Annotated in this window: 22 protein-coding genes; 2 read left to right on the top strand and 20 right to left on the bottom strand. The window is 34.9% G+C overall.

Annotated elements, in window-relative coordinates; all coding sequences use genetic code 11:
• Window positions 1-167 precede the first annotated feature (167 nt).
• The 20 genes from H9565_RS19370 to H9565_RS19275 all read right to left on the bottom strand — a co-directional run bounded on the left by H9565_RS19370 (window position 168) and on the right by H9565_RS19275 (window position 16,202).
• Window positions 168-1,022 carry a helix-turn-helix domain-containing protein gene (locus H9565_RS19370; protein WP_215442025.1) on the bottom strand — a complete coding sequence of 285 codons (855 nt, stop codon included), beginning with the start codon at window positions 1,020-1,022 and terminating at the stop codon, window positions 168-170.
• A gap of 154 nt (window positions 1,023-1,176) precedes the next feature.
• Window positions 1,177-1,707 (bottom strand): NADPH-dependent FMN reductase, encoded by a 531-nt coding sequence (locus tag H9565_RS19365; RefSeq protein ID WP_215442024.1) that lies wholly within the window; start codon window positions 1,705-1,707, stop codon window positions 1,177-1,179.
• Complete coding sequence (locus tag H9565_RS19360) at window positions 1,704-2,165, bottom strand: DoxX family protein (RefSeq protein WP_215442023.1); 462 nt, start codon at window positions 2,163-2,165, stop codon at window positions 1,704-1,706. Before H9565_RS19360 ends, H9565_RS19365 begins: the two co-directional genes overlap by 4 nt.
• A 20-nt stretch (window positions 2,166-2,185) precedes the next feature.
• Entirely contained in the window at window positions 2,186-2,830 is a 645-nt protein-coding gene (locus H9565_RS19355) for a hypothetical protein (RefSeq protein WP_215442022.1), read from the bottom strand.
• 53 nt (window positions 2,831-2,883) lie between these two features.
• On the bottom strand, window positions 2,884-3,477 hold the full coding sequence (locus tag H9565_RS19350; RefSeq protein WP_215442021.1) for a Crp/Fnr family transcriptional regulator: 594 nt from the start codon (window positions 3,475-3,477) through the stop codon (window positions 2,884-2,886).
• A 121-nt stretch (window positions 3,478-3,598) separates the two neighbouring features.
• Entirely contained in the window at window positions 3,599-4,051 is a 453-nt protein-coding gene (locus H9565_RS19345) for a DoxX family protein (protein WP_215442020.1), read from the bottom strand.
• A 63-nt stretch (window positions 4,052-4,114) separates the two neighbouring features.
• Window positions 4,115-4,681, bottom strand: a complete 567-nt coding sequence (locus tag H9565_RS19340) for a Crp/Fnr family transcriptional regulator (RefSeq protein ID WP_215442019.1) — start codon at window positions 4,679-4,681, stop codon at window positions 4,115-4,117.
• A gap of 85 nt (window positions 4,682-4,766) precedes the next feature.
• Window positions 4,767-4,937 carry a hypothetical protein gene (locus tag H9565_RS19335; RefSeq protein ID WP_246560831.1) on the bottom strand — a complete coding sequence of 57 codons (171 nt, stop codon included), beginning with the start codon at window positions 4,935-4,937 and terminating at the stop codon, window positions 4,767-4,769.
• Window positions 4,938-5,097: 160 nt separating this feature from the next.
• Window positions 5,098-6,225 (bottom strand): epoxide hydrolase family protein, encoded by a 1,128-nt coding sequence (locus H9565_RS19330; protein ID WP_215442018.1) that lies wholly within the window; start codon window positions 6,223-6,225, stop codon window positions 5,098-5,100.
• Between the two features lie 98 nt (window positions 6,226-6,323).
• Window positions 6,324-7,061 (bottom strand): DUF3108 domain-containing protein, encoded by a 738-nt coding sequence (locus tag H9565_RS19325; RefSeq protein WP_215442017.1) that lies wholly within the window; start codon window positions 7,059-7,061, stop codon window positions 6,324-6,326.
• A gap of 95 nt (window positions 7,062-7,156) precedes the next feature.
• Entirely contained in the window at window positions 7,157-7,444 is a 288-nt protein-coding gene (locus tag H9565_RS19320; RefSeq protein ID WP_215442016.1) for a YdhR family protein, read from the bottom strand.
• Window positions 7,445-7,474: 30 nt separating this feature from the next.
• Entirely contained in the window at window positions 7,475-8,224 is a 750-nt protein-coding gene (locus tag H9565_RS19315; protein ID WP_215442015.1) for a DUF6597 domain-containing transcriptional factor, read from the bottom strand.
• A 230-nt stretch (window positions 8,225-8,454) separates the two neighbouring features.
• Entirely contained in the window at window positions 8,455-9,342 is an 888-nt protein-coding gene (locus tag H9565_RS19310) for a PhzF family phenazine biosynthesis protein (protein ID WP_246560829.1), read from the bottom strand.
• Between the two features lie 56 nt (window positions 9,343-9,398).
• The gene (locus H9565_RS19305; protein WP_215442014.1) at window positions 9,399-9,929 is read right to left on the bottom strand and encodes a sigma-70 family RNA polymerase sigma factor; all 531 of its coding nucleotides are present in this window, start codon (window positions 9,927-9,929) and stop codon (window positions 9,399-9,401) included.
• Window positions 9,930-10,089: 160 nt separating this feature from the next.
• On the bottom strand, window positions 10,090-10,656 hold the full coding sequence (locus H9565_RS19300) for a cysteine hydrolase family protein (protein WP_215442013.1): 567 nt from the start codon (window positions 10,654-10,656) through the stop codon (window positions 10,090-10,092).
• A 306-nt stretch (window positions 10,657-10,962) separates the two neighbouring features.
• On the bottom strand, window positions 10,963-11,586 hold the full coding sequence (locus H9565_RS19295) for an FISUMP domain-containing protein (RefSeq protein WP_215442012.1): 624 nt from the start codon (window positions 11,584-11,586) through the stop codon (window positions 10,963-10,965).
• A gap of 385 nt (window positions 11,587-11,971) precedes the next feature.
• Complete coding sequence (locus H9565_RS19290) at window positions 11,972-12,448, bottom strand: hypothetical protein (protein WP_215442011.1); 477 nt, start codon at window positions 12,446-12,448, stop codon at window positions 11,972-11,974.
• A gap of 526 nt (window positions 12,449-12,974) precedes the next feature.
• The gene (locus tag H9565_RS19285) at window positions 12,975-13,760 is read right to left on the bottom strand and encodes a hypothetical protein (RefSeq protein WP_215442010.1); all 786 of its coding nucleotides are present in this window, start codon (window positions 13,758-13,760) and stop codon (window positions 12,975-12,977) included.
• Complete coding sequence (locus tag H9565_RS19280; RefSeq protein WP_246560827.1) at window positions 13,757-15,154, bottom strand: tyrosine-type recombinase/integrase; 1,398 nt, start codon at window positions 15,152-15,154, stop codon at window positions 13,757-13,759. The genes H9565_RS19285 and H9565_RS19280 overlap by 4 nt, the downstream gene beginning before the upstream one ends.
• 439 nt (window positions 15,155-15,593) lie before the next feature.
• Entirely contained in the window at window positions 15,594-16,202 is a 609-nt protein-coding gene (locus H9565_RS19275; RefSeq protein ID WP_215442008.1) for an RNA polymerase sigma factor, read from the bottom strand.
• A gap of 101 nt (window positions 16,203-16,303) precedes the next feature.
• Here H9565_RS19275 and H9565_RS19270 point away from each other — a divergent pair, with 101 nt between their 5' ends.
• Window positions 16,304-17,467, top strand: a complete 1,164-nt coding sequence (locus H9565_RS19270) for a FecR family protein (protein WP_215442007.1) — start codon at window positions 16,304-16,306, stop codon at window positions 17,465-17,467.
• Window positions 17,468-17,635: 168 nt separating this feature from the next.
• The gene (locus H9565_RS19265; RefSeq protein WP_215442006.1) at window positions 17,636-21,055 is read left to right on the top strand and encodes a SusC/RagA family TonB-linked outer membrane protein; all 3,420 of its coding nucleotides are present in this window, start codon (window positions 17,636-17,638) and stop codon (window positions 21,053-21,055) included.
• Window position 21,056: the final 1 nt, after the last annotated feature.

The following is a 21,056-nucleotide window of genomic DNA, read 5'->3' as shown; positions in this document are numbered from 1 at the left end:
AATTATGATACAAATCTATGTCTATGGCCAATTAAGCACTTATTCCAAAAGAAGTATGATTTGTTCCAAAAGTGGCCCCAAGAAAAGAGAGGCAAACAAATTCATGGTCAATAAATTTCTACGGGAATTTTTTTCCTACTATGATTTTCAGGATGGAAGAAGGAGGTTTATTTAATTTGACTAGGACGGTAACCAAACCTTTTCACGAAGGCATTAGAGAAGGAGCTCAGGCTGTCGTATCCAACTTGCCATGCGGCCTCTTGCACTGTAGCCTCTTTTTCACTAATGAGTTTATGGGCAGAAACAAGCCTTTCATTCTGAAGATATTTAAATACGGGCACTCCAAAAATGGCCTTAAACTCTTTTTTAAGACTGGTAGTATTAAAACCAATAGCTTGGGAAAGCTCCGAAAGTGAAGGTGGATTATCCAAATTTTCCAAAAGAATGTCTTTTGCCTTATCTAATTGCTTTCGATGTTTTGGTTTTGAGACCTCTTCCTGTTTGATGGCAAGCTGACCAAAAAAGTGCGATAACAATGCGGTTATATGGCTCCTAAAAAACATCATTTTCGTTTTACCGGAGTAACTGTTTGAGAAAAATGCATCCACTATGTTTTCCATCTCCGGGATCATATAGAAACATGGTCCTTCTACATAGCTAGCCTTAGGATTTACCAATTCTTTCAATAAATCAGAAAACAATTCGCCTTCTTGATTGGGCAACTGTTCCATATTACTAAGTTTAGTAGCTACAACGATGCACTTTAAATTCTTATTTGGACTTACGGTATGTTCAAACTCTACTTGCTCGTCTGCATAAAAGGATAGAGAAAGTCCTTTGGTGTATTGAAATTTTTTTTGATTTTGATGATATTTTACGGTTAGGTCCACATTGCCAGAACCATAAAAGGCAACGCCTACAATCGGTTCATCAAATCGGCATGAATCAACTTCTATTTTGGTAGAATTAGCTTCTTCAACCAAAATTATAAAGTCATTGATATGTATAAAATCACGTGTCATGTTATCATTTAAATCAAAAACTTAAAGTTAAATAAAATAAGTAATTCGGTTTGAACAAATAATATAATCAACTCATCTAAGCCTTTCAGTGATACTATAATTAAGGGGGGAGGACATTTTTTGAATACTATCCCCCCTTAACCCTTAAGAAAACTTAGAGTTGGTTATAAAATTCTATTGATTTTTTATCAACTTCTTTTTTTAAATTACCTGCTACCACTTTGTTCTCTTTAAAATTATCATAGAAATTAGGCAGTGAAAAATCTGCTATCACCTTCGCTCCCAAGAAAGGAAAATAGGCCTTGGCGGATTCCAATACCGTTTTGCCACCCCTACCTCCGGGTGAGGTTGCCAGTAAGAGTAAGGGTTTTTCCCTCCAAATTTTTATGTTTACCCTAGAAAGCCAATCAATGGTATTTTTAAAGACAGCGGCATAAGACCCATTGTGCTCTGCTAGGGAGACCATAAAGCCATCTGCCTCATCCATTAATTCGTTTAATCTTCTAACCGCAGTGGGAATTCCATTTTCCTCCTCATAATCTACCCCATATATGGGTAAAACATAATCGTTTAGATCTATTGAAATGATTTTTGTGTTTTCCAATAAACCAGAGGTGTAGGAAAGTAATTTTTTGTTGATTGATTTTTGGCTGTTGCTACCCGCCATAGTGATTACTTTTTTCATGCTGCTGTTTTGTTTGATATTAAATGATCCAATGACCAGTTCCCACTGCCGTTCACCAAAGTGGCCAATGCAAGGCCTATAATCAAAAGAGAATATTCATAGCCTTCGCCAGCTTGGTTACCGAACCAATTCATGAAAAAACCATGTTGCCATTGAGTGGTGTAAATGATACCTACGAACAATCCTGCAATTGATAATGCCCAGAACCTGCTTAAAAATCCTAAGATCAGAGAAATGGACCCAAAAAATTCAATCATAACAATGGAAAATGCCACTATACTCGGCAGTCCCATTTGATCCGTTAAAGAATCCATTGTGGCCGAATAGCCATAGCCTCCAAAGAGACCTAAAAATTTTTGCGCCCCATGTGGAAGCATGATTAGACCAAGGGTCAGTCGTGAAATGCCAAATCCGATATTCGGCTGCGTTTTTAAAAGTTTTTGTGTCAACTGTTTCATACGTTTTAAGATTAAATTGTTTATATGGATTTTCGGTAATACACCCCGAAGGATGATTTTTTAATGAGATTGGGTCCGTATTGGTCAAAATCTACCCCAACTCCAAACTGATGGGTGTAGAACGATACCCCGGCCCGTAATTGCTGAAAGCTTCTTGAGTGGTTCTTGAATTCGTCCCACACGGTTAAAAATTGACCGTTTAACCAAATGGATATTTTATCGTTAAGCGATGAACGAAACTGGAACTGTACAAACGATTCGCCCTGAAAGATGCGCTTTTGCTCTGAATGAGCTACCGTAGGAATAATAACCAATAACCATCGTGAATTTTTAAGAGAGTACATGACCGACAAACGTTTGGAATAACCGGCAAAACTGTTGTAGTATAACGAGGCTCCAAGGGCAATTTTTTTGTGAAAACTCCAGAATAAGGTTGGTTGAACCCCTAGTTCGTCAAAACCATGATTTTCTTCATGCCTGAATTTTTGAAAGAAAGCCAATGTATTGATGCTAAGGGCCGGGTTAATATCCAAAGGCTGACTAGAGAATAAAGTGAAATCAGTTTTATCAAAGCCACTAAACAACTCTACTTGGGTAATTTGCGCATGCAGATTGCCTATAAAGGCAATAGTTGCAACTGATAAAAGGAGTCGTATTCTTTTCATGCCCCAAAATTGCGTGAGGAGCAAATAAAAAAAAATGAACTAGTTTAAGACTTTTACCTTCTGTTGACTTTGGTAATAATCTTGCTCATAAACTCTGGGGTAATGCCTATATAGGCCGCAAGGTCTTTTTGTGTAACTCTGTGAACGATGTTGGGATATTTCTTTTTAAAGGTGATATAACGTTCTTCGGCACTTAAGGAGATGCCATGGTTGGAGCGCTTGATATAGCTAATGAGTGACCTTTGATACAGGATGCGATAGAACCTTTCAAATTTTGGAATTTCCTGAAAAAGCAATTGGTAGTTTGCCCTGGAAATACCTAAGAGTTCCGAGTCTTCGGTAGCCTTAATAAAGTAACGGGTAGGTTTATTGGTTATAAAACTGGCCATGTCTCCTGTCCAATAATCCTCAACTGCGAACATCGATATATGGGGAGCGCCGGTGTCATCCAACGTATACACTTTTAAACAACCTTTGGTAATAAAATACTCATATTTAGCCACATCGCCTGCCTGCATTAGGAATGCCCTCTTTTTTACTTTTATTTCCCTAAGTAAAGAGAGGTATTTTTGTTCTTCCAAAGAAGTTAGGTTAATAAACCTGGCAACATTTTTAAGAATTAGCAATTGTGGTCCTTCCGGTTTCAATATTCATTTGGTTTTGGTGGACCTTAAATTAAAAATTTTGACTAAAACCTCCATCAAATTGATATGTTTCTTAACTTTTGTTGGCTAAGGGTTACTTCTCATTGCTAAAAGCATAATACTTTTAAACGCGTATCGAACTCAAATAGGTCCAAACGACAAATAAAATCTGTAAGGGTATACGAAACCATAGGTAGGCAAGCCCATTTCCGTCAAAGGTTCCTTTTTGGTAATTCACATTATATATGGAGGCATAAACATTCGCCGGCAACATGAACAATAAAAAAATAATCAGTGCCCAACCACTAGTAGTTTTCAGCTTAGGAATCAATAGACCTACGGCGAGAAGAATTTCAAAGATTCCAGTGAGGTAAACAAAAACTTCTTTAAAGGGAACGAACTTTGGAATCATCATGGTCATGCCCTTGGTGAACAAAAAATGCCCCATGGCCGTGAACATTAGCATTACGGACATGGCAATTCTTGCCGATAAGGCAAAATCATATTCTTTTTGAACCATTTTAATGAGTAGAATAGAGATGGAAAAACTTATCACAAGTACAATGAGCGGTTTCATATTTTTCTTAATTGTATGGACTACAAAGGTTTTAAAAGAAAAATCGAAAAGAATGAACCTAGGTTAATTAATACGTTTTCGTATTCTACTCAATGCTTGTGGCGTTACGCCAATATAGGAGGCTATATATTTTAATGGAATTTGTTGCAATAGTTTTGGGCGGTCAGTGAATAGGTTCAAATAGCGTTCTTCCGCTGTTTGGTTCAATAAAGAAATTTCTCTTTTTGACTTTATCAAAAACATATTCTCGGCCATTTTACGACCAATAATGTTTCCATTTGCGGTTCTTTCATAGACATCATCGAGATCGTTTTTGGAAATTCTCCAAAGTACACTCTCCGCTAAGGTTTCAATCTGATATTTTGAAGGCTGTCGCGACAAAAAAGAATCGTACCCTGTTACAAACTCTTTTTCGAATAAAAATCCAAATGTTAAGTCGGACTCCTCTCTCGGTATATAGAATCTCACCATTCCCTTAGCAATAAAGGAAATATGATTTTCAATTTTGCCCATTTGCAAGATGACGGTGTTCTTTTCAAGCTTTACTTCTTTAAGTTTTGATGTAAAAAACTTCCAATCGGCATCGTTCATGGGGGAAATATCATTTATAAACTTTCTAAGCTCGTCCATTTTTTATGCTTGATGATTATATCGCAGTGTACACCTCTGTTTTTTGTAAGTGGGCGAAAGAAATTCTGCTTTAGCTACTAATATTTTACGGTTTTGAATATTCGATTAATTCTTCAACATAATGGAAATCTCCTTGGTCTTGAGTGAGCTTTATAAAATTTTTCACAGCAGGGGCATATAACCAGACCTCCTTTTCGTCTGCGTTATAACCTCTAGAATTAGAAGTTCTACCGGTGTATTGAATAGTATAGGCCATAAATTTACCAGCTTCTACTGTTTCTTCTTGTTATGAAAGCACCTCCCCGGTGATAAACGATATGTTTTGTATTGTTGACTTTGCCAATAAGTACAGACCTTTGAGATACTTAAATCCTATATATTTTCTTATACACTATTGTTCGTTTGTTCTTAGTAGTCTACAAATCAATAGTCTTGTAAAATTTTATAATATCTTCTGCCAATAATGATGGCTTTTCCATAGCTGCAAAATGCCCTCCTTTAGACATGTTTGTCCATTGTGTTACGTTATACCCTTTTGACATGTATGCCCTAGGAGGCTTTGATAATTCTTTAGGGAAATTAGCATAAGCAACAGGAGGTTTTACGAAATCATTTACGCCAAACTTCATTGGGTTTTTGCTGTTTTCGTTATAAATTCTTATCGATGAATGAATGGATTGTGTTACCCAATAGAGAGTAATATTAGCTAATATTTCATCTTTTGTAAATATGTTTTCAAGGTTACCCTCATTATCACTCCAACTATTAAATTTTTCTACTATCCACGCGCATAATCCAATAGGAGAATCATTTAATCCATAGGCCAATGTTATTGGTTTTGTGCTTTGTATATAAGCATATCCTGCTTCTTTTGCCGACCATTCTTCAAGTCCTTGATTGTATTTTATAACATCCTCAGAAATTTCTTTTTCCTTAAGATAGGGTGTAAAAGAATCAGAGACATAATTAAGATGTATCCCTATTATATGCTCAGGATATTTCATACCTAGTCTAGTACTAATTCCTGAACCTATATCCCCTCCTTGTGCACCATATTTATTATAACCAAGCTCTAACATTAATTTATGCCATAAATCAGCCACATAAGCATTATCACATCCTGTTTCTACACATTTGCCAGAAAATCCAAATCCAATAACAGAAGGAATTACTAAATCAAAGGAAAATTGTTCATCATTGGTTAATAGTGGTATGAGCTTTAACATCTCTACAAATGATCCAGGCCATCCATGTGTTATAATTAATGGTATAGATTTTTTACTTTTACCTCTAATATGTAGAAAGTGAATTTGATGACCATCAATATCTGCCATAAAATTAGGGAATGAATTGATTTCACTTTCAATCTTTCTCCAACTAAAATCATTAAGCCAATAACTACTTAATTCTTTCATATAAGATAAATTGGCGCCATAATTCCAATCAGAATCATTAATTTCATCAGGCCAACGACTATTCTTAATTCTTAAGTTTAAATCATCAAGAATTTCTTGGTCCACATTTACAACATAGGGTTCTATCATTTTTTTTGATTTTAGACATATCCTAAATATAAAAAAGCGATTTCGATGAAGTACCAAAACCACTATCATTTATAATACTTTATTGTACATAAGTTTTTCTATTCAACCAATTTCATAATCATTTTTCTACCACTAATTTCAATTTCTTGCTTTAAAATTTTTCTTGTTGATATATCAATATAATAAGTATTTATAGTAGAATTTTTTGAAATCTCATCTGTAGTTTCAACCCTCCATATTTGTTTTAACTCTCCATGGTGTTTTATATCTGACATTTCGGTATTCAAGATCGTTGCTGTAATGACTCCAATTTTTGATTTGGGATTATAATCAAATATAGAAATAGAGTTAGAATAACCATTTTTTAAAGGAAGTAACCTTATAAGTTGAGGATAAAAATTACTGTCAAAAAATGGCTTATCAGCTTCTTCAGATATCTTAGTTCTAGTGTTGGTTATTTTATCTAAATAATAACCCGTTATTTTTTCGTCAAATTTTAAAACCATATCTCTTTGTTGGTTGAATGAAGAATGGTAAATAGGGGCAAAGTTTTTCGTGCTAACAATTGTACTATCAATCCATGTACTTGCAGATTGTTGCATAATTACGGTTGTTATAATAGAAGTCCTATCTTTTTCTTTACTAATTTTAGTCTGAATGTCTCCTATTTTAACCTCGATTGAATCCTTAATGATAAACCATGACATTTTCGAAGTATCCGATTTGAGTAAATTTATATTCGCAGGATTGTTTTTTGGGCTTAATGGTTTTTCTTGGCAACTTAATAGATTAGAAGTCCCAATAATAAACAGTATTAGATAAATTGTTTTTTCCATTTTTTTAATTTGTGTGTAAGTCGTCTAGATATAGATATATCTATATACAAGTTTAGGTATATCAACACGTATAAGCTGTTAGGGAAAGCTCAGTTTTAATTATTTAATTGAAAAAGAATATGCATAATCTCTAAGCTCGGTGCTTCTTTAATTTCATAGGCGGCTGGGATGCTCTGTGCTAAATCAGACTTTTGGTAACTTTGTAGAGATGCCATAGAATCCCAGATGTAAACTCCGCCATATTCTCCTTCTTTACCTGTTTTTACGTAATATTTTTGTAAAAGCCCGGGAATGGTTCTAAAACTAGATGCTCTTTCGTTTGCTCTTTTTGATAACTCAACTTCCGGTAAATTCGATTTCAACTTGATTATTTGTAATATCATAATGAATTAGATTTTTATTAGAAGTGTAATCTATTCATTTTTGATAATCGAAAATTGTAAAAATCGGTCGTTTTCATTTTTCAATAATACTTTTGGTGTAAATCCAGTTATTTTCTTTATTCCTTTTATAAAATGGGGTTGATCAAAATAACCTTCTTGAGCATATAATTCTCCTTTTTTAATCTGACTAAAGTTGGAAGCTCCTTTTCTAATATTGCAATAAGCTTTTAATGAAAGACCAAAAGTGGATTGAAAATAGCGATTTATTTGTCGGTCAGACCAATTAGCTTTTTCCGCATAGTACTGAACGGTATTGTTACCTTTTGTTTGGTTAATCGCTTTTAAAAGATGTTCTTTTCTTGGGTCAATACAACTTTGTTTTTCAATATATGATAGTAAGTATTGGTTGAAGTGTTCAAAAACATTAGTGTCTTTTTTTTTACTAAGCTCATTAAGATGGGTGTAGGATTTTTCTATGCTTATTATATTATTGAGTATTTCGCTAATATTTTCACGAATTATATTCTCGATAGCAAGCAACCTAAACTGTACACCATATATTGTGGTTTCGGGCGCGATAAATACACTTGTTTTTTGGTTCCATAGACCAGATAAAAACACGTCTTCTAAATTGTTATTATGGTAACAAATTAATAAATCGAAAAATCCATCAGGGAATATTGTGTAATATTGGAAATCTTTATTTTTGTTTTCAATTTTCCAATAACATCTTACATAATCCTTAAGTTTTTGATTGGGTTGTTCCTGAAAATAAATCATCCAAAACTGGTATTAATATTGGGTTTCTAATTGATTACATTCATCTATTTATTCTAATGTAATTTTTTTAATTCTATTTCAACAAATGTTTGGTAAAGGTTTTGTATATAGTTTCTAGCGTGTTTTAAGCACCTATTTTAGCAAATACAAACCAAACTGAAAATCCGCGAGGATTTTCGTAAGTAGGCTAGAACTAGCAATAAATTATATATGGTTTTGTCAACTGGCTTTTAATTGTCAATTACAATCTCTAATTGTCTATTAAGTATTCCTTTTCCCCCAGCCATCAAATCTTTAATTTCTTGATTTATGATTCGTAAGTTAACAATGATTAAACTAGGTGAAGGTTCTTTCATATATTTTCCTTGTTGAATGTGAAAAGAGTTTTTCTTAATTTTTAAAATGTCAAATAAATAACAGGCAAGTGGTCCAGCTGCCATTCCTGTTCCTGACTCCTCTAATATTCCATAGCGAGGACCAAACATTCTCGAAGTAGCGTCAGATTCTGTATCGGTAGAGAATACATAGTAACCGATTAAATCGCACGCATCGCTTACTTTACTGATCAAATCAAAATCAGGAATTATTTTCTTTAAAATTTCATTGCTTTTAACCGGAACAAGTATAAATGAATTCCCTGTATTTACTAATTGAATTGGTGCATTTGGTATCAAGTCCGTTTTCTTTAATCCTAATGATTTTAGAATCACACTTTCTTTGTGACTTACATCTGTATATTTTGGAGCCAATTGTTCCATAAATGCTAAATCACCAATTAGTACTATTTTTCTACTACCATCAATAGTTTCTTTTGAAGAACTATCATTTTTTAAGGCGCCTATTTGTTTTAAATAAGAAAATGTTGCTACAGTAGCATGCCCGCAATGCGCTATTTGTTTAGTTGGAGTGAAGAAATCTAGCTTAAAATCATCCGTCATAGATTTTGAAACAAAAGCAGTTTCTGATAAACCTACTTTTTTAGAAATCTCAAGTTTATTTTTATCAGATAATTCATCTGCATTTAAAACTACACCAGCTGGATTACCACCTTTACCGTTTTCTGCAAAAGCGTTGAGAATTTGTACATTAATAACTTTTTTTGAACTGTCCATTTTCATTTTTTTATATGTTATATATGATGGACGCTAATAGTTATAAAAAGACGTAGTAAATTTTAATTATTTTCAAAATCTATTAATTTTCCTGTACTATCCGATTCTACATTTGGGCAATCTAAAATGTTTTCTTTTAAAATCTTTTTAGCTTTTTGAACTCTTGATTTTGTGCCGGAATATGAGATTTTTAAGTGTTCTGCAAGTTCTTTTTGAGAGTAGTTTTTAAATGCGGTTAAAATAATTGCTTCTTTATGATGAGATGAAAGACTTTCTATTTTTTGATTAATACATTGAGTTAAGTTGTTGTAATCAAAACTATTAACCTCCAATTCTGGAATTTCTACATCACTGATTGATATGTTATTATGGTTTACTTTTCTAAAGTATTCAATAATGGTATTCCTGGTGATTTGATAAACCCAAGATGTAAGTTTAGAAGTATGTTTTAATTGATGAATTTTAGTTTGAATTTTCAAAAAAACCTCTTGATGAATATCTTTTGACGTTTGTTCATCTTTTATTTTCTCCAAAATAAACTTATAAAGTTCTTCATTTAGGTCAATCCAAATAGTATTAATTTCAGTTTTCACAATTTTGGTTTTTCAGCTTGCACATAAAAGATCGTATAACCGTCAGTTACGAGTTTATGCGTGTTAATTTTCGGTTTAGCACAGACTTTAGCAATTCCAAGTGAATTCGGAAGTAGTCGAATCCGCCGTAATTGCGGTTGTATATTGTTGTTTGGCGTTTTTATATTTCATTCAATAGTTTTTCAGAATCCCAAACAGTTGCAAATTCCTCACTCAAATTTGCAAGAGTTGTCAAATGTATTATTTCAGAGCTGTATTTTTCTCCGTTAATTCCAATTCTGTCAAAAGTGGCTGTTGCGTCGGAAATTAAATAAGTCTCATAGCCAAAGTTACCTGCCATTCGTGTTGTGGTCGATACACAGTGATTTGTAGTAATTCCGACTATTACCACGGTTTTAATTCCTAATCCGTCCAATTGCTCCTTTAAATTGGTTCCGATAAAAGCACTATTTACATTTTTCGTTATTACGGGTTCATTTTTCTCAGGTAGGACATTTTCGTTAAATTCAAATCCTTTATTTTGTTCATTGAGTTTCGATTGTGGATTTGTAGAGCTGTGCCTAATATGAAATATAGGCAAATTTAATTCACGCCATTTCCCCAGTATTTCTCCGCAAATGATTTCAGCGTTTTTATTATTTCTATTTCCACCCCAATAATCTTCTTCCAAAAAAGCTTTTTGAACATCCACAAGGATTAAAGCTGGATTTTTTTCTTTTAATTTCATTTTGATGTTTGTTCAGTTTTAATGACACACAACGTGTTTGTGCATGAAACGTAGCGTATAAATAACTACGGAAGTTTCAGTTTAGCACAGAGCCGAATTTTTATGTTTTGTTTTTACTTTTTTATTTTAAAGCTAAATCCATAAGATTTAGCGACATCATAAATATACATAGACCTTTCGGTTTTGCTCTAAAGTCCGCATTACGTTAAGGTTTTGTTGGGTGCAGTTTTTTCGTTCGAGCGTACCGTTTTATTATGCTTTCCATTGTTTTCTCTTACGCGGCACATATTAGATAAATTAAATAAGTCAATCACAGACGCAACGAACCGATACTGCGCCAAGAATATCGGCATCAAAATGCCACACTTTTGATTTAATTGACATGTCGGGGCCACCATAACTAATGTCCCACAACCAAGCTTTGTTCTCTTCATTGGTGGGAGTTGACGACCACCAGACAGCGAAGATTCCCAGTTGCCCAAAAGTGCCATTGGGCTTGCGCTGACCTCCTGCAAGCGCATTAAATCCGCTGCTATTAGTTCCATTTCCATCTTCGTTCCAGCTCTCGACACTTTTTAGGGCCTCCCCAGCCTTATCAGCTCCACCAAATTCACTCACAAGCATAGACCATTCGATATCCGACGCCAAATGCCAACCTTTGGGACAAGCTTTTTTCGCAGCCTCCCAAGTGTAAAGTAAGCCAAGTTCATCGCGATTGTTTTCGTTGTCATCATAAGCGTAACTGTTCTCTACTTTGTAGTTTAGGTTTTGAGCTAGCCAGATAACCGTTGTGCCAGTTCTAGTATTTTCGAAGCTGATAGTTTTATATGTTTGCCCATCTCGCGAGTCAATAAACGTTCCAGTTGATTGGGCAATTCCTGCCTTCGTAAAAAGCAAGATAGAAAGGATTGTAAAAATGTTCTGTTTCATTATAGACGTATTTTTAAAATTGCACCCAACGGGATTGTATATGAAACGTAGGGCAGGGGACGGGCGATTTCCTATCGGCCTTGCACAAGCCGAACCTTTTGCATTTTGTGACTAACTTTTTTCTTCAGTTGCCAAATCAAAAGGTGCGGCGACCCCGCCGACACGCAATGGCCAATGGGCCTGACACTGACTAGCCCTATGTTTTATATACGTTGTTACCATTTGTTGTTTCCGCCTGAGTGTTTCATTTTTACTAAGAGTTCATATATTTTAATAACAGAGTTATTTTAGTAAATGTGTTTTTTATAGCTACTTGTTTAGAGTTGGTATTCTTTAAAATTTACTGTAAATAATCATTGTAAATTTGAATTTGTTATCACTTTATCTATTCAACGGGAAAAGCTTTTTGGTCATAGATTACTAAGGAATCATTGACCACCTTGTATATCCAATTGGTTGACCTGTAAGACCCCATTCCTACGAAAGCTTTTTCAAAACCAGACGTTTCCTGACATTTTGTGGAAGGATTATAATCCACGAATTTATTACAATCCTCATTTAGAGCTTGGAATGATATTAAAATATCGTTATACAATAAACAGCCGTTCATTTCAGCTTCATAATAAACTATATCGGTTCCAATCAATACGAAACAATCTCCCTTGACTTCTCTAAAATCTACTATGTATACTGATGGATTGGGTTTAATATTCAAATTCTCTTCACAATGAGCCTGATATTTGTCGATTATCAGCTCTAGTTTCTCCATAAGGATTGGTGATATTTCTATATCTTTTTTGTTCTTACAACCAACTAACCATAAGGGTAATACGCAGATTATCAAATTGATAAGTTTGTTCATCTAATCCTTATTTTGGATTCTATAGGTCTATTTGATTTAAGCATTTAAACTTTATAGTTTTTCCTATAAATTTCATGAGTTGCAATTTTATGGATTTGCAAATTCCAATTATATTTTCCTGCTGTATTTTTTACCGGGCGCTTTAAGTCTCTAAAAATGTTTGTCTACAATAAATGGTAACAATTGTATAAAACAACTGGTTGCTTTATATCTCTTTTAACGGTAATTTACTCAAATCTTGGATATTGTCAATGTATGCAGAAAATAAGTAATTATTATACGTATAATATACATTTACAAACGTTTAACGGTAAGTGCGTTCGTCCAAGGACAATCTGTTCGATAATTTATTTCTATGTGGTGCTGATATGCAGTTAGTAGGGTGTAGTAACTTTTTGTAAACCCTTCATTAGGGTCAAAGGTTATATATGGTGATTTCCGGTGTTTGTGCGGTGGAAGAAGTGGTCAGGAATAGGGTGTTGCAAGTAGGGCGCAAGATCCAGGTTACACGCTAAAAGCACACCACCTATAATTTTCCGTACTTTTTCAATTGTTTGGAAAAGACGGTATCTATCAAAAAGTTGGTGGCTTCAACATCCGATAACAAAGGTGCTTTTTTCTTCTTTTGTATCGGCTGTGTTGCATCCAAGTTTTTGCTATTGGAAGTTGAACCGGAATCATCTTCTTCAAAATTGAACTGCTCATTAAGGGTCAGTAGAATTCTTAACGAGGCTTCAAACTTCAGTACTTCGTTCAGAACGGGGAGTTTGGCAATAAGTCGTTCATCAAAATAGGCTGCATCGCCAATAAGGAAGTGGGTGAGTGGCATCGGGTTTTGAACGGTAAGGTTTTCTTGCAATACTTCTTGTCTCATATTAAAAAGCTCCAATTTCTTTGCTCTGTTTATGAGTCGATGTCCAGTTGCGGATTTACGAATAGTTAATATATCAAATTCATCCTTTATCGTAAGTCGGGCAACCTCTTTATAATAATCAAGTGCAATCTTTCTCTTATCAATTTCGTCCAGTCCTAGTATATCCTCTTCATAGGCATGGAAAAACCCTATCAATGAATTTTCGATTACATCCTCATAAACCTCTAGGATAAAATCATAAAATTCCTTGGTCATTTCTACATTTGGTACATAAAGGGTTTCACTGTTCTTACTGGTGATGGCATTAGGCTTTCCATCAAGTGAGAGCGATACCTTAGTTACCTCTTGGAGTATTCCCCTTGTGACCTGCAGGCGAGTGAGCTCGTCCATTGTCAACGAGTTCAGGTGCAAGTCCTTTAATAGCCCAAAATAGCTCATTTATCTGTCTTGTTGATGGATTGGTTCAATAGATTTGAGTAATCCTGTGGTAGTTCTGCATCTATATCCCTAAGATATTTTTCAAGTGCGTCAAGAGTGGCATGGCCGGTTATGAGCATTAATTTACTTTTAACCTCTTCAGGCGTCCCCGTTTTTATCATTTCACGGTAAAGCATGGTTATATATGTATGTCTGAAGCTGTACAGCCCATATTCGTTACCCAACTTAAAATGATCCTTTACTTTCTTAAAACGTTTGGAAAAGTAATTCCGCTTATCGTTATCGGCAAGGTTCCAATCTCCGCCAAAGCCCTGAGGAGTGAAAAGGGAATGTTTAGTGTCCATTTGAGAAAGGTCCGGCAATTGCCCAAGCATTATATCCGGAATGATTTTTATCTTAACAGGTTTGTTCTTGGCCTTGACACATATTTTCTTATCGTTTATGTCAATATCACCCACTTTAAGGCGACATATTTCTATGGGCCTCAACATGTTGTAGCTTACCATTTGAACGAACATACGCATCAAAAGGTCATTCTTTTTAAGGTGGGCGTCAATTTCCGCCAGCTGTTTCGGTGTATAGGTCTTGTTTCTCTTCGGAACGGATTTCAGAATGTTTATCTTACGTATAAAGTTGTCATCTATCAATTCGTTGTTCTCCAAGGTACCAAATAGAGCACTGAGGGCGGTTCTAGTATTGTTTCTGTTTTTAGGACTGGAGGTACGCAATACATCGTTCAGGTGGCGTACTACGATCTTCTTATCAATATTCCTAATATCGGAGACATCCACATCATTTTCCGTAAGCCACCTTTGAAACTTCGTGATTCTGCTTTTTTGTTTCTTGAACGAATTATCGTTTAGGGTGCTCTTTTTAATGTTTAGCCCCAGTTCCAAGGCTTCGGAAACCGATACTTTGTGCTTTTTTAAAGAATCGTTTTCTATTTCGGGAATGGGCCCTATTTTGGGTTTGGCGGTTTCGGTGGTGATTACAATACTATTATTCATTGCTTTTGCGGCAGTCCCTTTGTCTGCCTCATTATTCCCTCCAGCCTTAGTTATAGAGTGTTCTCTTTCTATTGATTTTCCTCTGAATTTTGCTTCCAACTCTGAATTGTCTTTGTAAGGGTCAAACCCGGCTTCTAACAATAGAAGGAGGTTTCGCTGTAGCACTTTTAGGAACTGTAATCGCTTGGTTCTACCTTTAAAGCGATTGGCTCCGGCCTTAATAAAGGGTTGCTTTTTTAATTTTCCGGTATCAGGGTCCCTGAAAGAGAAATATACGAACCAAGCTTTAGAAAGGGCATCATCGCGTTGGTTTTTTGAAAGGGCCGACCACTGTGTGATATCAACACCACCTGTATAGATTTTAGGTTCGGTGTAGTTCAATTTCATTTTAAACGTGTTTACGTTTTCGTTTACGGAACGTAATAAAAGAGAAATACAAGGCATAAAAAAACGGATTGTAGCTCCCAATCCGTTAGTTTACAGCATTTTAATCTTTGTAGCGAGAGGGGGGCACGATCCCCCGACCTCCGGGTTATGAATTTTGCCGGAACGCCCGTATTTAGGGGCTTTTCACGCTATTTGTCTTAAACCTTTGTACTACGCCGTGTACTCTGGTTAAACTAATATTTTTTTAAAAATAAAACATAATCAATTGATAATCAAATAAATCAAAATATTTTCATTTTTAGAACTTTTTGCAATTATTTATAGTTTTTACATAGAGTAGAAATACGAGTTAATTTTAAAGAAAAGGAAGTCTATAAAAAGCAAATTACATTAGTTAGGCATCAATAAGAATAGAGAAAATCAATCTGCATATTCTTTATTACTTTGAAATCGTTGCGTGTTTTTTAAAGTTAGACCCGAAAATCAACAGCAAAATTGTTTCATATTTCTCGCCCATTTTATTTCGTAAAATTCGAAAGGCTTTGGTTATTTGAGACTCAACTGTTTTTTTGGATAGGTTCAGGCATTGAGAAATCTCAATATTTGTGAGCCCTTCTTTTTTACTCATTAGAAAAATTTGCTTGCATTTTGGAGGTAATTCCTGAATTGCAGCAAAAAGAATATTCAATATCTTTTGCTCTTGAGCCTCGTCTTTTTCTTCTATGGCAAGTTCTAGGGCAGTCATGTATTTTTTTTCTAAAGCCATAACAGCCTTTCCCTTTCTATATTCATCAATAAATTTATTATGAACTGATTTGTATAGGTAGCTTTCTAAAGTTAATTCATTTTTAAGCTTAGCTCTTTTTTCCCAAATCTGGACAAATACATTTTGCACTATATCTTCAGCCAATAAATCATCTCTAATAAGACTGTTGGCATAAGCACATAGCCTATTATGGTAGTTTTCCACAAGATATACATAAGCCTTTTCATTGCCGTTTTTTAAACCTTCAATCAAATTTGACTGATTGTTGAAACTCCTTTTCATGTCGTGATTTGATTACAAATTCTAGCAAATATTAAAAAAAAAAGTCAAAAAAGTAGGGGTGTCGTAAAATAGGTTCGTAATAAATATGAATTACCTAATTAATGAAAGCGAAAAAATTACACAAACTGATTGTGAAATATGTTGCAGCTACGATTTCAGAATCGGAACTGAACGAATTGGAAGTTGAACTCAAACAACCTTCCAATGTTCAACTTTTTAATGAATATGTAAAATTAAATTACAGAATTGACAGTAATATGAAAACCTACGATACTGAAAAGTCAAAGCGCTTATTGCTGGATAAAATGAGAAGTGATAAAAAAGAACCTAAAAAGCTCAAATTGAAAAGCTTTTTTAAATATGCCGCCCTTATTGTTTTATCTATGACTATAGGATATTTGGTAAAGGAATTTGCCTTCTCGGAAGAGGAAGCAACCCAATTTTCTCCAAAGGAGAATTTTATTACACTAGAACGTGAAGACGGTAACATTCAAGTTATTTCAGAAGAAGGAACGACACAGGTTTTGGATAAAAACGGAAATGTCGTGGGATCTCAAATAGGTAATCAATTGGTGTATAGGGATAACAATGATTCCGAAGAAAGTGAGCCGGTTTATAACACGTTAAATGTGCCTTATGGGAAACGGTTTGAACTTAAATTGGAGGATGGTTCCGTAGCATACTTGAATTCTGGTTCATCTTTAAAGTATCCCGTAAGATTCCAAAAAGGAATGGAGCGGAAAATTTATTTGAAGGGAGAAGCTTTTTTGGATATCGCGAAAGATAACAATAGAGCATTTATTGTTAATGCATCGGATTTGAACGTAAAAGTATATGGTACTCGTTTCAATGTTTCAGCCTATCCTGAAGATAAGGTAAAAGAAGTAGTTTTAGTTGAAGGATCCGTTGGGATGTATGCAAAGGAAGATGGTCTTGAATTGGGTAAAGAAACATTTTTGACTCCTGGAACAAAGGGTAAATATGATAATGAAATTGGGGATATTTCAACAGAACCGGTTGTAACAAGCATCTACACGTCATGGGTGCAAGGCGTATTGGTATTTAGAAACATGAGTTTTGAGGACATCCTTAAAAAATTGGAACGACATTACGATGTTAAAATTGTTAATCAAAATTCGCAATTGTCCACTGAAACTTTCAATGCCAGTTTCGGGGATATGTCTATTGAGAAAATATTGGATTATTTCAAGAGTCAGTATGATATGGACTATGTAATACAGAACGAGATTGTAATTGTAAAATAACTATTAGATAACTTAAAATAAACCGCTAATGAAGAATTGACTAGAGTAAAAATTCGCTTTTTCACCTATTCTCAACTAGAGTGAAAAAATCGGAAAATGCGTCACCATTTCCCGATTCGTAGAAGTGATTAACCAAATTGTATAACCACAATCAAACATTATAAAAGTATGAAAAAATTTCTTGATCAAACAAGAAGGGGACTCCCATTGCTTAAACTCAATTTGAAGATGAAAATCAGTATGTTGTTCATGTTTATGGTCTTATTTACCATGCAGGCAAAAACATCGTATTCCCAGGTTACCAAGATTTCACTAGACCTGAATAATGTATCTGTGGAAAGAATTATAGATGAAATTGAAAGTCAAACTGAGTTTCATTTTGTGTATCAAATCAAAGATGTTGATTTAAAGAGAGTAATAAGTGTAAAGGCTACGAAAGAAACGGTACCACAGATTTTAACTAGAATTTTCGCAAAAACAAGAACTACTCATCGGGTAGTGGACAAACAAATATTTCTTAAGGAAAGAAGGATCGCCAACCTGAACCATGATAAAAATGTGGTTCAGCAAAAGTTGGTTGTAACTGGTACCGTAACTGATACAAATGGACAACCATTACCAGGAGCAAATATTGTAGAAAAAGGTACGACTAATGGTGTTACTGCAGATTTTGATGGTAATTTTTCGCTTGAAGTAGCTACAGATGCAATAATAATGGTGAGCTATATTGGTTTTGCCTCTAAAGAAGTTCCAGTGAATGGTGAAACTATCGTGAATATTTCATTGGAAGAAAGTGCAGCGGGTTTAGAGGAAGTCGTTGTGATTGGATATGGTACTACAAAAAAGCGAGACTTGACGGGTTCCGTAGCCTCGGTTAGCGGATCGGATATAGAAGGTTTTGCAGGTAGTAGGGCTATTGAGTCTTTACAAGGAAAAGCCGCTGGGATAAATATTGTACGAGCTTCAGGTACTCCGGGAGATGGTGTAAAAGTCCGTATTCGTGGAATAGGCACTATCAATAACTCTAACCCACTATATGTTATAGATGGAGTACCATCTAATGATATGGATAATGTTGACGTTAACGATATTGAAAACATTGAAATTTTAAAAGATGCTTCCGCTACTGCAATTTATGGTTCCAGAGGTGCTAATGGGGTAGTTATGGTCATTACTAAATCTGGAGATAAAGCAATAAAACCTACTTTCTCTTTTAATCAGTATTATAGCCTTGACCATATTCAACAGTATGATTTGACCAAGGGTTATGAATTTGCAGAGCTTTATAAAGAAGCTATGGAGAATGACGGAACCCCTTTTTCTGGAGATAAATTACAACTTATGGATGATGCCATTGCTAACAGAGCAATTGGTACTAATTGGCAGGATGAAGTTTTTCAAAAAGGAAATCAAGAAAATTATCAGTTTTCTGTTACAGGAGGTATTACTGGAAAAGAAAATAGAAAAGTTGATTATTACGTTTCTACCTCATATAACAATGTAAAAGGTACCGTAAAAAACACTGCATTCAACCGTTTTAACCTAATTGGTAAATTAAATCTACAATTTAATGAATTTGTAAAGGCTGGGATTGATATAAGGTATACTTCAGAAGAAAGAAATGGACAAAGGGGGCAGCAAGATTTCTGGGGTTCTCCTATTTCTCAAGCTTTATCTGCTCATCCATTAATGCCAGTCTATATGGAAGATGGTAGTTGGGGAGATATGTGGTTCAATGAGCAACAGAGTAATCCTGCCGCGAAAGCTGAATTCGATAAAACCCAAAATTTGATTAATGCAAACTTTAATCCTAGAGCATGGTTAGAGCTTGGTATTTTTAAAAGTTTAAAGTTTAAAACCATATTTAGTTATTCGAACAGCTTTGATAAAAGAAAAGATTATGTTCCTTCTTATAGGGTAAACTCCGTTCAAGTAAATGAAAATAGCACTTTGACAGAGGCCCGATCTAACGCTCAGTCATGGTATTGGAATAATGTTCTAACGTTCAATAAAAACTTTGCGGAAAAGCATGACTTGACCTTAACATTAGGTCATGAGGCCCAAGGAAGTAAAAATGATGGTATTTCAGTTACTGCAACTGCCGGTGTTCCCGAAGACGAAGCATTACGCTATATAAATCGGGGAACAGAATTTGGCAACCCACTTTCAATGGTTGGCCAATCTGGCCTGGAATCATATTTTGGTAGACTCAATTATGTGCTAAATGACAGATATATACTTACTGCAACCGTTAGAACTGATGGCTCTTACAAGTTTGCGCCTGGTAACAAGTGGGGAACATTTCCCTCTGTTGGTTTCGCATGGAGGCTTTCAGATGAAGCTTTTATTGAAAATTTAGACGTTTTCTCAAACCTGAAATTTCGTGCAGGGTGGGGCCGTGTAGGTAATCAATCTAGTGCTGCAGCCTTCACCTATCTTTCCACAGTAAATAGAAATAATATGTATTACTCCATTAATGGAGTTAATGCTGTGCAAGGAGGAATACCTACTGCAACCGTAAATCCGGATTTACAATGGGAAACTGTTGAAAGTACAAATTTTGGGCTGGACTTTAGTTTTATGCAAGGGAAATTAGGTTTCACAGCAGACTATTTTCTTAAAGAAACTAGAGACATGATTGTACAGGTACCTACACCGCAGTACACCAGCAATACAGACCCATTTCAAAATGTTGGTAAAATGGAGAACAAAGGGTATGAGTTTTCAACAAACTATTCTAATAATGTAGGAGACTTATATTTCAATGTTGGAGCAAATATTTCTTTCTTGTCCAATGAGGTAACGGATTTGGGTACCAAAGATTTTATCCAAGGTGGTAGAACAAATAATAAAATAAGCCCTGAGTATATAACAAGGACGGAAGTTGGAGAAGAGTTTGCCTATTTCATAGGTTATGAGGGAGATGGTATATATACCTCTCAAGAACAAATCGATAATAGTGGTTTGAATAATACTTCAAATATTACAATTGGTGATGCTCGTTTTGTAGATAAAAATAATGACGGGGAGTTAAACGAAGAAGACTATATAAAGCTTGGTAGCGCTATACCTGATTACACTTGGGGCTTTAATGGAAGTTTAAACTATAAGAGTATAGACTTCGGGTTTACCTTAGTAGGAGTAGAAGGCGTAGAGGCAGTTAACGCTTTACGTCCACATCTTTTATCAGGAGAAGGGTTTAGAAATCTATTGCCTTCAAGGTTGAATAGATATCACCCGGTCAACAACCCAACCGGTACTGAACCTAGAATGACAGTTCAAGATCCAAATGAAAATTTTTCTAGAATGAGCGATAGGTATGTTGAGGATGGTTCTTTTCTAAAAGTTAGAACAATTCAATTGGGTTATACCTTGCCAGTTGAAATAATTGAAAAGATTCACCTTAACAAATTTAGGATTTATGTAAGTGCCCAGAACATGTTTACAATAACCAAGTATTCTGGTTTTGATCCTGAAATTGCGGAACTGACAACCAACAACAACAATTCTTCGTTGGCGTCAGGTATAGATTTAGGTAACTATCCAATTCCTAGATCATTGATTTTAGGAGTAAATCTATCTTTCTAAA

Origin of the sequence: Zobellia russellii (assembly GCF_018728565.1) — a bacterium.
GTDB lineage: Bacteria > Bacteroidota > Bacteroidia > Flavobacteriales > Flavobacteriaceae > Zobellia > Zobellia russellii.
Note: the sequence above shows the minus strand (reverse complement) of the source record. Positions and strands in the feature narration are given on the sequence as shown.